This is a genomic window from Pseudomonas sp. AKS31, from assembly GCF_023634765.1.
Taxonomy (GTDB): Bacteria; Pseudomonadota; Gammaproteobacteria; order Pseudomonadales; family Pseudomonadaceae; genus Aquipseudomonas.
Genome location: NZ_JAMLFX010000018.1, coordinates 31,544 through 46,520, shown reverse-complemented (window position 1 = coordinate 46,520; position 14,977 = coordinate 31,544). Strand labels below are relative to the sequence as shown.

The following is a 14,977-nucleotide window of genomic DNA, read 5'->3' as shown; positions in this document are numbered from 1 at the left end:
CACCGGACACTGTGGGAGCGAGCTTGCTCGCGAAAGCGGTGTATCAGTCAGCATAGATGGCGACTGAAACTCCCTCTTCACGAGCAAGCTCGCTCCCACAATGAATCTCACCGGCATCAAAAATTGGGTTCGACGCCTGAAAAGCTCCAGGCGTCGAAGGGTCTATCAGGCTTGCGTCAGAGCGGCGGCAGCACGTTCGAAGCGGTCCAGACCGGCATCGATATCGGCGTCTTCCACCACCAGGCTCGGGGCGAAACGGATCACGTCCGGGCCAGCCTGCAGAATCATCAGGCCTTCTTTTTCAGCGGCGTTGAAGATGTCTTTGGCCTTGCCTTTCCAGGCCTCGCTCAGCACGCAACCGATCAGCAGACCGAGACCACGCACCTGAGTGAACAGGCCGTACTTCTCGCCGATCTGCTCAAGACGCGATTTGAACTTGTCGTGCTTGGCGTTCACGCCGTTCAGCACTTCAGGGGTGTTGATCACGTCGATCACCGCTTCAGCGACCGCGCACGCCAGCGGGTTGCCGCCGTACGTGGTGCCGTGAGTGCCGACGACCAGATGTTTGGCCAGCGCTTCGGTGGTCAGCATGGCTGCGATCGGGAAACCGCCGCCCAGGCTCTTGGCGCTGGTCAGGATGTCCGGGGTCACGCCGTAATGCTGGTAGGCGAACAGCTTGCCGCTGCGGCCCATGCCGGTCTGCACTTCGTCGAACACCAGCAGCGCGTTGTTCGCGTCGCACAGTTCGCGGGCACCTTGCAGGTAAGCCAGTTCGGCCGGCAGTACGCCGCCTTCACCCTGGATCGGCTCCAGCACGACCGCGCAGGTCTTGTCGGAAACGGCGGCTTTCAGCGCTGCCAGATCGTTATAAGGCACGTGGGTGATGCCGGTGATTTTCGGGCCGAAACCGTCGGAGTACTTCGACTGGCCACCGACGTTGACGGTGAACAGGGTACGGCCGTGGAAGCTGTTCAGCGCGGCGATGATTTCATACTTCTCGGTGCCGAAACGGTCGAACGCAACGCGACGGGCCAGCTTGAACGCGGCCTCGTTGGCTTCGGCGCCGGAGTTGCAGAAGAACACACGCTCGGCGAACGTGGCATCGATCAGCTTGTGCGCCAGGCGCAGGGCTGGTTCGTTGGTGAACACGTTGGACACGTGCCACAGCTTGTTCGCCTGTTCGGTCAGTGCACCGACCAGCGCCGGGTGCGCGTGGCCCAATACGTTGACGGCGATGCCGCCGGCGAAGTCGATCAGCTCGCGGCCGGCCTGATCCCAGACGCGGGAACCGGCGCCACGCACAGGAATGAAAGCGGCAGGCGCGTAGTTGGGAACCATTACCTGGTCGAAATCGGCGCGTTGTACCGCAGCGTGCTCAACGGACATCGGAGTCTCCTGATGAGAAACACTCGCCTGAAACTGGCGAGCTTGGTGAGGATTGTAAGGACAGTTTTCAGCCCGGCCTTGTCGCCAAGCGACAACTTCTTATAGCGCAAACCCCGGATTTTCCCGGGTTTACGGCAATGCGACATATAGCGTCGCAAAGGCGCAGTTTAACTGGCGCCGTCGATTTGCGGCAGGCGGCAGAGAATACCAACTCATCCCCGCGACAAAGATATAAATATGTACCGCACAAGGGTGGCCGGTTCCTGATTTGCTGCGCATTCTTTTCAATGCCAAGGAATGGCCCATGCACCTGACACAGCGACACCCTCCGACAGCCTCGAACACCACGGACGACACACAGCATCCAGACGATCATTACCTGCCACTGAAAAAAGCCTTGCCCGATTGGCTCGGTAACGTTTCGTCGACACGGCGCCTGGCACTGACGAACACCCTGCCGCGCCTGTCAGCCCCCCTCCAGTCGGCATCCGCCGAGCAACATCAACAGATGATGGCCCTCAACGCCGCGCACTTGACCGCGCAAAGCGCGGTGGACCAAAGCCTGGAACACTTGCAGGATGCCAGCGCCTTTGCCGAGCCCTTGCTCCGGCAGGAACTGAAAAACTGCTTCGGCCTGGATCTGGATGTGCGCAACACCTTCGTGCGCCTGTACATCCCCGCGACCACTCCGTGGTTTCCGATCCGCACCGGCACGCGCGCCTGGACCGTGTCGTTACTGGACGCCGCGCTGCACAACTTCGAGGAGTCGGAAACCCGTCACGACGCCTTCGAAGCTGATTCGACCTTCGTCACTCGCCCCACTGAAACCGGCCAGTTCACGACACTGCCGGCGATCAAGACCAAGCTGAGCATTGCCGCTTTCACCCACCTGTGTCGAAGGCTGGACATCGGCGCGCGATACAAAGCCCATCTCGAAGACAACCTCGGCTATACCGATCCGATGGTCGCGTCCGTGTTGCGCAGCAAAATCGACGTCAGCCAGAAGGCCGCGATGAAAGCCGCCCTGCAGTGGGCGCGGATGAACCGCGATGTGTCGGAAAGCTATTTTCGCTTGATCGATGCCGTACTCGACGGCATGAAGGGCCTGTATATCAGCGGGGCAGCAGTGTTGTGCCATGACATGGGGATGCTGTGCGCGCCACTGACCGGTATCGTCGTTTTTGCCCCCGATCTTTACACCTCGCGAGATCCCGCGCGGGTGGTGGCTTATGTCCCCGACGATCCCGAGCATCCCTTCAAGGAGTACGCCTCGACCTATGAACTGATCGCCGAACTGACCCGCCAGTTGCGCTCGAAAGACTACCAGCAGTTTTTCAGCCGATTCGTGAACCACGAACACCGAGGCGTTTTCTTCAGCGCCCTCAACAGTCGCTTGAGCCAGATCATGTGGCACCCGCCCGAGCCCGGCAGTTCACTGCCCGCCTGGCGCGACACCGCTGTCGAACGGCCGGACCTGCAAACCACGCTGATACCGTTCCACGACGATCTGTGGCAACACCTCTATCACGCGAAACTGAACAAGATCTTCAATGACGCCCGGGTGATCGCCGTGCCCACCGCCGTGGTCGATCAAAAAGCGCGCTGGGCCTTCTGGGACTCGGTGAGCAACCTCATCTCCACCATCGTGCAAACCGCCGCGCTGATCGTCGCGCCGTTCGTGCCGGTGCTGGGTGAAGCCATGATGGCGTACATGGCTTATCAAATGCTCGATGAGGTGTTCGAAGGCATCGTCGAGTGGGCGCAGGGGCGAACGACTGAAGCCATGGAACACCTGATGGGTACCGTGGAATCGATGATCCAGTTGGGCATGTTCGCGATCGGCGGTGCGATTGGCGCAGCCGAGTTCCGCAAGGTATTGCCCAAGGAAGTCGTAGCGTTCATCGACCGCTTCAAACCGGTACAACTGGCCAGTGGTGAGACCCGCTATTGGGAACCGGATCTCGAACGCTACAAGCACCCGCAGGGCCCCACTGCCGATTCGCAACCCGATGCACTGGGTTTGCACACGCATCAGGACAAGCGCTTGTTGCCCTTGGAGGACGCCCACTTTGCCGTAAAAGAAAGCCAGGTGCCGGGGCAGTTCCGCATCGAACACCCGAGCCGCCCCGACGCCTACCAACCGCTGGTGCGCCACAATGGCGACGGCGCCTGGCACACTGAACTCGAGCAACCGCTGGAATGGGATGGCGCGACAGTCCTGCGCCGTATCGGTCCTTCCGTCGAGAGCCTGGCGCCGAACGAGCGCGAAACCGTCTTGCGGATCAGCGGAACCAGCGAAGACGCGTTGCGCAAAATGCATGTCAATCAGGAAAAAGTCCCGCCTCTGCTTGCCGACAGCATCCAGCGTTTCAAGATTGATCAGCAGTTGCAACGCTTCATCGATCAGCTCGACAGCGATGTCGCCGAAGAGTTTTTGCGCGCCGATCCGGTCACACAGCTGCAGGTACTCAGCGACTACGGGCGCTGGCCGGGCGACAAGTGCCTGCGTCTGCTCGATCGACAAGGGAAGCCGCTGTGGCAATCGTCTACGGACGCAAGCCTGCCCGTGACCGAACTGCGCCAGGACAGACTGGTCGGTGGCGACGTGCTGAAAACCCTGCTCTATACCCTCGACGAGACGCAGATCAAAGCCTTGTTGAACGAACCCTTCGCGGGACCGACGCTGTCGATCGAAGTACGCAGTCAGAACCTGCGCAAGCAAGTGGCGGCCCTCGCGCAACGCAACAGACGCACGCTGTTCGAGTCGCGTTATCAGGCCCTTCAGCACCTCGACGATCCGTTGGCGGCACGACTCCAGTCCCACCCTCCCGAACTGCCTGCCAGCATCACTCGCGAACTGATCGACACCGCGACCGGCAACGAACTGTTGCAGATCAGCGAAGGACAATTGCCCGCACGCCAACAGGCACTCATGCAGATGGCCAGTCAGGAGGTGCGCGTTACCCGCGCCTATGAAGGCCTGGAGCTGGGTTCGGTGAGCAATTCCGATACCGACTCTCTGGCGCTGCACAGCCTCAAATTGTTGCCGGGCTGGAGTGGCGATGTCCGCATCGAGATCCGTGACAGTCGCTACGAGGGCCCGTTACTGGACACTATCGGCCGTGAAGATGCACCCGCACACAAGGTGCTGGTTCGCAGCGACGATGGCCAATATCAACCTTACGACGAGCGCGGGAACCAACTGCATTCGTTCAGCGATTTCTATTCCAGCCTGTTGTATGCATTACCCGACGGTGAGCGCCAGAACCTCGACATCCGGGTCGGCCAGGGTCAGGCGCTGAAGGCGGCCATTCGCGAACGTACGCTTGAACGCAGCGAGTTGCGTCAGGTGATCGGCGATACGCCGACCCCAACGCCGGCTGCCGACACGCTGCGGCTGCTGGGGACCGATGGTTATCTCCGTGCTCCACGTCCGCTGCGCCCCGCTTCCCAACCGCACACACTCGAAGAAGATATCCGGGTGCTCTATCCGCGGATGTCGAACAATGAGATGCACTTTCTCGCCGAACGTATGCAAAGCAGTCCCGCAGGCCCGCGCGCAGAGATGCTTCGCTTGCAAAATGACTACCTGCAATTGCAGAACGAACTGCATGTCTGGGCCAACAACCCGCCCGCCACTCACCCCGAAACCGGCATGGCGCTGACGCCGCTGGAGAAGCGCGCCGAAATCCAGAACCGCAGATTGCTCAGGGAAGAATTGCTCAGAGGCTGGCGCCGGGAGAACGTCACGTACTACGATCAGCAGGGCTTTGCTGCCGGGTACGCGATGTTCCTGACGCCCGCGGTCATGGGCGACTTGCCCGTCCTGTCGGTCGACCTCAGTCATATCACTTTGCTCGCCATTGATGGCAGCCCCATGACCACCTCGGTCGACAGCTTTTTGCAGTCTTTCAGTCAGTTGCAGAAACTGGATGCGCGCAACCTCAACCTGCCAAGCCTGCCGCAAGCGCTGACCTCGATGCGCTCGCTGCGCGAATTGAGAGTACGCGATTGCCAGATCGGCCTGACAACGGTCACAGAGTCGGTGCTCGCCTCTTTGCCGCAACTCACTCTGCTCGATCTGCAAGGCAACCCGCTGGGCTTGCCACCGGACCTGCACACAATGCCTGCATTGCGTTACGTCAACCTGTCGAATACCGGCATTTACACGGTGCCCGAGGACTTGCTGGATCATCCACGTCTGATCTCGGCGCAATTCGATCGCAACCGCATTACCCGGATACCGGAACGGTTTTTCAACCTGGCCAGCTCCCTCAGCGACGGCTACACCTTTGCTGACAACCCGTTGAGCGCGGCCTCTCGCGAACGGGTAAAAGTGTTCTACGAGCACACCGGAAAGCACTTTGGTGTCCGGCCTGCGCCGGAGGACCTGCAGCGCACGATGGCCTTGTTCCCAACCCTTGATGCTGAAGGCGCTACACAGGTGCTGTACCGACTGCCCGGGTCATTGGCCGAGTGCGGTGCACAGTTGTCGCGCTGGGAAGATGAGCTCCGCGCTCTGAACCTCGAACTCAATCAATGGAGCAACCAGGCCGCCGTCCTTGACCCTGAAACGGGCGAACGTCTCACCCTGGAAGCACAAACCCGCGAACTGGAGGCCCGGCGATCCTTTGCGCAACAGATCGAGCAGTTCTGGCGCAGCCCGCCCAAATACCCCCGCCCCGAAGAACTGAGGGCAACGGCAACGTTCATTGGGGATATGCCGATGCTCAGCGCCGGTTTCGAGCGCGTTACCCGGCTGAACCTCACCGGCAACGCCAACATCACCTCCGCTCTGCGCTTCGTGGAGTGCTTCCCCAACCTTGCCAAGCTGAAAATGAACGGCTTCGAACTGGAGCCGCTAGCGCTGGGCGAAGTAAAACTGCCTCGACTGACCGACCTGGAGCTGAAAAATTGTGGCGTAGTCATGACCGCGGAAAATCAGGCGGCGCTGCTTTCACTCGACGCCCTCGAATCGCTGGACTTGAGCAACAATCCGCTGGGAACGTTCCCCGACCTGAACCTGTTGCCCGAACTGATCGATCTCGACCTGTCCAACTGCGGGCTGACCGTCGTGCCTGAAGGGCTGACCAGCCATCCGGAGTTACGAACCGCGGTGCTGGCGGGGAACCGCATCACGCACCTGCCTGACGAGCTGTTCGACCTTCCCGCCGAACGCAGTAACGGCATCGACCTTGCCGACAATCCGCTATCGGCAGCCACCCGCGACCAGATCAAGCACTACTACCGCATCCATCGAAACGACTTTGACGTAATGGCTGCCGAGCAAGACGTTGCCCTCGCCCGGCAGTTGTTTCCCGCTCTGAACGACCAAGAGGCCAGCGAGATGATCTACGACTTGCCTGGCAACCTGGCCGACAGCCGGACCCAACTCGTGCGCTGGAGAGCGGAGCTGCAACAAATGCGCGTGGACTTGGGCCGCTGGGCCATGGAAACGCCGTCAGCGCACCCGGTTACCGGTCAGGTGTTGGGCGAAAGCGAGCGTCTGGCGCAGCAATCCAAGCGTTCCGCCTTCAAGCAGTTCATGGAGGATTTCTGGCGCGAAAGGTCAATGGGCACCGGCACGCGCACCGCGTCTTTTGCGACAGACCTGACGTTCTTCGGCGAACTGCCCCGCCTGTCTGTGAATTTCGATCACGTCACAAACCTCAAGCTGGTGGGCAACGCCACGACCACGGGCATCGACTCGTTTGCGGCGTTGTTCCCGAATCTTCAGGCACTGGAACTGAAAGCCTTTGCGCTCGATGACATCCCCTCATTCGTCGCGCGCCTCAAGGATCTCAAAGCGCTCAAACTGACTGACTGCGCACTGACACTCACGCCTGAAGGGCAGCAACTGCTCGGTGCCATGCCCAAACTGCAGTTGCTCGATCTGAGCCACAACCCGCTCACAATCGCGCCTGATCTGAACGCCTTGCCGGGCCTGACAAGCGTTTCACTCGGCCATACGGATATCACCCGCGTGCCCGAGGGCATCGCCGAGCATCCGGCACTGGAAAACCTTTATCTCAATAACAACAACATCACAGAGCTACCGGACGCGATTTTCGGCTTGAGTGCCGACCAGGCCGACGGCGTCTATCTGAACGACAACCCCCTGTCCTTGACTGCCCGCGAGCGCATCAAACGCTTCTACGCCACACAGGGCCGCAACTTCCGGGTCAAACCGGCATCGGCTGACATTGCCATGGCGCACAAACTGTTCCCGCGACTGGGCGACAGTGCTGCCATCAACATGATTTATCGCCTGCCCGGGACATTGCAGGCCGGCACGGCTCAACTGCTCAGATGGGAGGCGGAAATCACCCGAATGATTGGCGATCTCAACGCATGGCGTGAGCGTCTGCCGGTCAACAATCCGTTGACTGAACGGCCATGGACTGCGCAGGAAAGAGCCACAGAACTCGCCGACAGACAAAATTTCAGCGACAAGCTCGAACAACTGTGGCGCGGCAGGCGTAACGACAATTCAGCACTACGGTTCAACACCTTCGATGCCAGTGCGACGTTTACCGGTGAGTTACCCGAGCTGAGCACCGACTTCAGTCACATCACGCATCTGAGTCTTCACGGCAATCCAGGGCTGAAGGTTTCCGAAGGCTTTCTCACCAGCTTCAGCGGATTGCAGGGGCTGGAACTGCAGGACTTCTCCCTGGGCCGGATACCTCAAGCGCTACACAACCTGCCACTCGAAACGTTGATGTTGAGCAAGTGCCGGATCACTCTGGATCCTGGCGGACAAGCGACGTTGTCCAGCCTGACCCGATTGAAATCGCTGGACTTGTACAGAAACACGTTGCAGGCCACGCCCGATGTATCGACCCTGCAGAACCTGACGTTCATCGATCTGATCAACACCGGGATCGATAGTGTGCCTGCCGGGCTGGAACAGCTGCCGCATCTGGAAGTTGCATTGCTGAGCGACAACAACATCGTCGAACTACCGGCGCAACTGACGCGTTATTCCGGGCGCGGTCTTGAACTGGGCGGCAACCCGTTGTCAGTGGCTTCCAGAGAACGAGTCAAAGCCGCTTTCCAGGCCAAGGCCGACAACTTTGGTATCTCGACCCAACAGGACGACATCGAACTGGCTCAAAACCTGTATCCATCGCTGTCCGGCTTCGACGCCAACGATCTGCTCTACAGCCTTCCGGGGACGCTGGCCGATGGACGTCTTGAGCTGATGCGCCGAAAAACCGACCTCACCCACCTGCTCGAACGCCTGGGCACCTGGGCCGATGAGATCCCCAGCGATCCTGTGACGCAGATGCCACTTGGGAACGACGCTGCTGCGAGGGAAAAACTCAAACGCCAACACTTCAGGGACAACCTGGAAAACGAGCTGCGCCGGGCGCCCACGCACCTGACAGGTCCAGAGGTCAACTGCGAGTTGTCGTTTACCGGTGAACTGCCGCCGCTGACCGCGCGCTTTGACCACATCGAACAATTGAAACTCACCACCAAGGCGTCGGCCCCGCCTCGGGTTGATCGTCTGCTGGCGCTCTTTCCGAAGCTCAAAGACGTCGACATCCGCCACTATCCGCTGGGCGAGTTTCCTCCCTCGATACTTGGTATGGACAGGCTGCGCAGCCTGTATCTGCCCGACTGTCAAATCACTCTGACTGCGCCGACCGCAGAGGCCTTCGCAGCCTTGAAAAACCTGAGATCGGTAGACCTGAGCAACAATCCGCTCAACAGAGCCCCAGACCTGAGTCATTTCCCGCAGATAACCGATGTGCGTTTCGGCAATTGCGCCTTGACCAAGGTGCCTGACGGCCTGTTCGAGCTGCCTCGATTGATGTACGCGGACTTGTCCGGGAACGCGATTACCGAGTTGCCAGGCGAGTTTCCTTCCCAGCCCGGCGACGTGATGATCGAATACGACTTCGACGACAACCCACTGACTGCCGAAAGCCAGCAGCGCCTCGATCGCTATGACGCGGCGTATCAAACGCGCCTATCGGAACAACGGTCGGGCAACGACACTGGGTATCCGGCGATTGAGGATTTCCATGATTTCTCCGCCAGCAGTGAAGTCGAATGAGGGTCGACCCGCGATCAGCCGCGTTCCGGCGGCACTGACGACAATTCGAACGGGCTGCTGCTGCGCCGCTGGTTGCGATCTTCCCGCGGCGTGGCACCGAAGAAGTTGCGATAGGCGCTGGAGAAATGCGGCCCCGAGGAAAAGCCACACGAGAGGCCGATCTGGATGATCGACTTGCTGGTCTGCATCAACATCTGCCGGGCCTTGTTCAGGCGCAGTTCCAGGTAGTACTGGCTCGGCACACGGTTGAGGTATTGCTTGAAGATCCGCTCCAACTGCCGACGGGACACGCACACATGCTGGGCGATTTCGTCGGTGGTCAACGGCTCTTCGATGTTGGCTTCCATCAGCAACACCGCTTGGGTGAGCTTCGGATGGCTGGAGCCGAGACGGTTCTGCAACGGGATGCGCTGACGCTCGCCACCTTCGCGGATGCGTTCAACGACCAGCTCTTCCGAAACTGCACCAGCCAGTTCCGCACCGTGATCTCGGGCCAGTACCGCCAGCAGCAGATCGAGAACGGACATACCGCCGCACGCGGTCAGTCGATCGCGATCCCAGTCGAACAAGTGACTGGTGGCAATGACTTTCGGGAAACGCTCGGCGAAATCGTCCTGCCAGCGCCAGTGCACGGCAGCGCGATAACCGTCGAGCAAACCGAGTTGCGCCAACGGATAGACACCGGCCGAGAGGCCGCCGATGACGCAACCGGCCCGCACCAATTGCTTGAGTGCACTGCTGAGCGCAGGCGCCAGGGTAGTCGGAGGCTCATCAGCGAGGAGGAACAGTTTCTGGAAATTTTCGAGCTTGCCGGTCCAGGCTTCACCGGGCAATTGCCATGCGCCTTCGGCCGGTGGCTCGGCCTGCAGGAACGACAACTCGTAAACCACCTCCGGGTGCACACGCTGAGCAACACGCAAGGCTTCCTCCGCCAGCGCCAGCGTCAACGCTTTAGTGCTGGGCCAAATCAGGAAACCAATTCGATGGGCAGTCATGGGCGGGCAATCCGAAACGAAGAACAGTGATGAAGGCAAGGGCCAATGCTAGCCCGTAAATGAACACAAATCATAAGTCCGGCGCAGATCACCTGTAGGAGCTGACGAGTGAAACGAGGCTGCGATCTTTTGATCTTGTTGCTGAAGATCAAAAGATCGCAGCCTTCGGCAGCTCCTACAGGAAATTGGAGCCAGCCTTCAGGCTGCGAAGCATGCACTATCTCGGTGCACAACGGCAGCCCTGATTTATTTCAAGCTGCCCGAGAGGAATTGCTGCAAACGTTCCGATTGCGGATTGACCAGCACTTCGCGCGGGTTACCGCTTTCTTCAACCACGCCTTTGTGCAGGAACACCAACTGGTTCGACACTTCACGGGCAAAGCCCATTTCGTGGGTCACCACGACCATGGTGCGACCTTCCTGCGCCAGCGCTTGCATGACTTTCAGCACGTCGCCCACCAGCTCTGGGTCGAGGGCCGAAGTCGGCTCGTCGAACAGCATCACTTCCGGTTCCATTGCCAGCGCACGGGCGATCGCCACACGCTGCTGCTCGCCGCCGGACATATGTCCTGGGAAAGCATCCTTACGATGGGCCACGCCAACCTTGTTCAGGTAGTGCTCGGCTTTTTCGCGCGCTTCGGCCTTGGACACGCCAAGGACGTGAACCGGTGCTTCCATGATGTTTTCCAGCGCGGTCATGTGCGACCACAGGTTGAAATGCTGGAACACCATCGACAGGCGCGAACGCATGCGCTGCAGCTGTTTCGGATCAGCGGCTTTCAGCGCGCCGTCCTTGTTCGCCACCAGTTTCAGCTCTTCGTTGTTGAGCAGGATCTTGCCCGCGTGCGGCTGCTCGAGCAGGTTGATGCAGCGCAGGAAAGTACTTTTGCCGGAGCCACTGGAGCCGATGATGCTGATCACATCGCCGGCTGCCGCTTTCAGGGACACGCCCTTGAGCACTTCGTGACTGCCATAGCGTTTATGCAGGTCTTGGACTTCAAGTTTGTACATGCGGTCGGTTCTCACAAAAACAGTCAGTCAGTCGTTGAGCAAGCGCCCGTGACGCAGCGCTTCGCGCCCCGCCACCTTGGCCAGCCAGAAACCGGGTTGGGCATAACGCAGCCGTTCAATGGCAAACAGCACCCCGGAGGTACCAGCACACACCGTGCTGGCCCGATCGGACAGAGGATCAATCACTTCAAAAATCTCGTCGCCCGCCTCGACCCATTCGCCGGGTTTGCGCAGAAAACTCACGACGCCCGGATGCGGCGCGAACAGCAACTCGGTGCCTTCGAATGGCATGCCTTCACACGCTTCGTGTGCCGGATTGGGCCACTCGCCAGTGATCAGGCCTTGTTCAGCGAGGAACGCCAGAATGCCTTCAGCATACGCGCAGGCTTCGGCGCGACCGGTATCGGCCTGACCACCCAGCTCAATCGTGGTTGCCAGACACGCCAGCGGAATCTGCGCATCGGGGAACTGCCGCGACAGACGCAGCCACGGCAACGAGCAGGCTTCATCGAACGAACTGCCGCCGGAATCTTCCGCCAGCAATCCGACCTTCACATTCAGGTGCGCCGCCAGCGAACGCCACTGCGGCCAGTGTTGCGGCAACGCATACATGTGCAGCGCGGCTTCGGCATCGCAGTGCAAATCGAGCACCATATCGGCGGTGCAGGCATGGCTGAGCAACACACGCTGCATGCCTTGTAACTGGCTGCTCGCCTGCGGCAATGCCGCGAGGTGATCAGCCATCGCCTGACGAATCAGGCGCACATTGGCGTGCAGATCATCGCCGAGACTGTCGGCCAGCGCGGCCGCAACCGGCGCGCTCAGCTCGACGAAGTCGCGGTTGAAATTCTTGCCGCTACCGGCCTCGAAACGGCCCTGGTGATTGCCTTGCAGCAACTGCCCAAGACCCAACGGGTTGGCGACCGGCACCAGTTCGATAACACCGTTGAGCAAGCCTTTCGCTTCGAGTTCACCAAGACGCTTTTTCAACTCCCAGGCGGTGCGCATGCCCGGCAATTCGTCAGCATGGAGGCTGGCCTGAATGTAGGCCTTGCGCTCGCCATGCCCGAAGCGGAACACCGAAATCGTGCGCTCGCTGCCCAGATGGCTCCACGGCAATACGTGGTCGATGCGTTCCATATCAGTGCTTCCGCGGGGCCAGGTAGCTCAACCAGCGACGCTCGGCCAGCTTGAACAGTTTGACCAGAATGAAGGTCAGGCACAGGTAGAACACGCCAGCGGTGATGTACGCCTCGAACGGCAGATAGAACTGCGCATTGACGGTACGCGCCGCGCCGGTGATGTCGATCAAGGTCACGATGGACGCCAGACTGGTGGTCTGCAGCATCATGATCACTTCGTTGCTGTACTGCGGCAGTGCCCGGCGCAGGGCCGATGGCAGCAGGATGCGCTTGTACAGTTTGAAGCGCGACATGCCCATGGCCTTGGCCGCTTCGATTTCACCGTTCGGCGTGGCCTTGAGGCTGCCGGCGATGATTTCCGCGGTGTAGGCGCTGGTGTTGACCGCAAACGCCAGGCACGCACAGAACGTTGCGCTGGACAGCCACGGCCACAAGAAGCTTTCGCGGACCGCTTCGAACTGCGCCAGACCGTAGTAGATCAGGAACAGTTGCACCAGCATCGGCGTGCCACGGATCACGTAGGTGTAAAGCCACGCGGCGCCGTTGACGACCGGGTTTTTCGAGACGCGCATCAGCCCTAGCGGCAGGGCCGCGAGCAGACCGAAAAACAGCGACAGCGCGAGCAATTTGAGGGTGGTCACCAGGCCGCCGAGGTACAGCGGCATGGCCTCCCAAATGACGTTGTAGTCGAAGATCATAGATCAGCCGCCCTTACGCCTACCGAGTAGCGCTTCTCAAGTTGACGCAGGATCAGCAACGAAACACTGGTGATCACCAGGTACATCGCCGCCACTGCGAGGAAGAAGGTGAAAGGCTCGCGAGTGGCATCTGCCGCCTGCTTGGCCTTGAACATCATGTCTTGCAGACCGACCACGGAAATCAGCGCGGTCGCTTTGGTCAGTACCAGCCAGTTGTTGGTGAAGCCCGGGATCGCCAGACGAATCATCTGCGGCACCATCACCCGGAAGAACACCTGAAAACTGCTCATGCCATACGCCATGCCCGCTTCGGCCTGGCCTTTGGGAATGGCCATGAACGCGCCCCGAAAGGTTTCCGACAGGTACGCACCGAAGATGAAACCGAGGGTGCCGATACCGGCGGCCAGCGGATTCAGATCGATGTAGTCGTCATAGCCCAGCATCGGTGCGACGCGGTTGAGCAAGTCCTGACCGCCGTAGAAGATCAGCAGGATCAGCACCAGGTCGGGAATCCCGCGGATCACCGTGGAATACAGATCGCCCAGCCACGCCAGCCAGCGCACCGGCGACAGGCGCAACGCGACACCGATCAGCCCGAGAACGATGGCCAGAGCCATGGACGACAAGGCGAGCTGAAGCGTCAGCCATGCGCCATCGAGGATGACAGCCCCGTAGCCTTTCAACATGATTCAGGTCCTCGAAAGTTGGGATGAAAAAATGGCGCAAACCGCAGAGATCCTGTTGCTTGCGCCATTTCGGACTTGTCGCAGAGACGTGTTACTTGCCGTAGATATCGAAGGCGAAGTACTTGTCCTGGATTGCCTTGTATTTGCCGTTCTCGCGAATGGCCGCGATGGCAGCGTTGATCTTGTCTTTCAGGGCGTCGCCCTTGCGCACTGCGATGCCTACGCCGTCGCCGAAGTATTTGACGTCGGTGAACGCCGGGCCTGCAAACGCAAAGCCTTTGCCGGCGTCGGTGTTCAGGAAGCCGTCTTGCAGCAGAGTAGCGTCAGCCACGGTACCGTCGAGGCGACCGGCGGCCACGTCGAGGTAGATTTCGTTCTGCGAGCCGTACGGCTTGATCTCGGCACCCAGTGGCGCCAGGACTTCGCGGGCGAAACGCTCATGGATCGAACCACGTTGTACGCCGATGTTCTTGCCCTTCAGCTCAGCCAGACCTTCGCTGACCTGAGTACCGGCCTTCATCACCAGACGGGCCGGGGTGTTGTAGTACTTGTTGGTGAAGTCGACCGACTTCTTGCGATCTTCAGTGATCGACATCGACGACAGGATCGCGTCGATCTTGCGCACTTTCAGTGCCGGGATCAGACCGTCGAACTCTTGCTCGACCCACACACACTTGACCTGCATCTGCTCGCACAGAGCGTTGCCGATGTCGTAGTCGAAACCGACGATGCTGCCGTCCGGTGCTTTCGAAGCGAACGGAGGGTAAGCCGCTTCGATACCGATCTTCAGAGGTTTTTCGTCAGCGAAGGCGTTCATCGACAGCACGGACAGTGCCAGGGCGCCAAGCAGCACAAGTTTCTTCATCTTGGGACTCCATCGGTAAAGGGCAAAAACGGCAGAGTGAGCGACAGCCCAATATGCGAATGGGTGAATCGGGAAATCGGTTGCTGCATCGGTGGGAAATTTCCCATTGAAACCGTCAGAGGTTTCAAC

Annotated in this window: 8 protein-coding genes; 1 reads left to right on the top strand and 7 read right to left on the bottom strand. The window is 59.9% G+C overall.

Going from position 1 to position 14,977, the window contains the following annotated elements; genetic code table 11:
• Window positions 1-165: 165 nt before the first annotated feature.
• Window positions 166-1,386, bottom strand: a complete 1,221-nt coding sequence (locus tag M9827_RS25945; protein ID WP_250608016.1) for an aspartate aminotransferase family protein — start codon at window positions 1,384-1,386, stop codon at window positions 166-168.
• Between the two features lie 304 nt (window positions 1,387-1,690).
• On the opposite strand from M9827_RS25945, the gene M9827_RS25940 reads away from it, so the two are divergent.
• Window positions 1,691-9,451, top strand: coding sequence for a dermonecrotic toxin domain-containing protein (locus M9827_RS25940; RefSeq protein ID WP_250608014.1), 7,761 nt, complete (start codon window positions 1,691-1,693; stop codon window positions 9,449-9,451).
• Window positions 9,452-9,465: 14 nt separating this feature from the next.
• Here M9827_RS25940 and argR read toward each other — a convergent pair whose 3' ends face one another.
• From argR to aotJ, 6 genes are all read right to left on the bottom strand, one after another.
• Entirely contained in the window at window positions 9,466-10,446 is a 981-nt protein-coding gene (gene argR, locus M9827_RS25935; protein WP_250608012.1) for a transcriptional regulator ArgR, read from the bottom strand.
• A gap of 246 nt (window positions 10,447-10,692) precedes the next feature.
• Entirely contained in the window at window positions 10,693-11,457 is a 765-nt protein-coding gene (locus M9827_RS25930) for an ABC transporter ATP-binding protein (protein ID WP_003227281.1), read from the bottom strand.
• Between the two features lie 27 nt (window positions 11,458-11,484).
• A complete protein-coding gene (locus tag M9827_RS25925; protein WP_250608010.1) occupies window positions 11,485-12,597 on the bottom strand; it encodes a M14 family metallopeptidase in 1,113 nt (370 codons plus the stop codon).
• Window position 12,598: 1 nt separating this feature from the next.
• On the bottom strand, window positions 12,599-13,297 hold the full coding sequence (locus M9827_RS25920) for an ABC transporter permease (RefSeq protein ID WP_123453435.1): 699 nt from the start codon (window positions 13,295-13,297) through the stop codon (window positions 12,599-12,601).
• Complete coding sequence (locus M9827_RS25915) at window positions 13,294-13,983, bottom strand: ABC transporter permease (RefSeq protein WP_007912702.1); 690 nt, start codon at window positions 13,981-13,983, stop codon at window positions 13,294-13,296. Before M9827_RS25915 ends, M9827_RS25920 begins: the two co-directional genes overlap by 4 nt.
• A 91-nt stretch (window positions 13,984-14,074) precedes the next feature.
• The gene (gene aotJ / locus M9827_RS25910; RefSeq protein WP_038366516.1) at window positions 14,075-14,848 is read right to left on the bottom strand and encodes an L-arginine-binding protein AotJ; all 774 of its coding nucleotides are present in this window, start codon (window positions 14,846-14,848) and stop codon (window positions 14,075-14,077) included.
• Window positions 14,849-14,977: the final 129 nt, after the last annotated feature.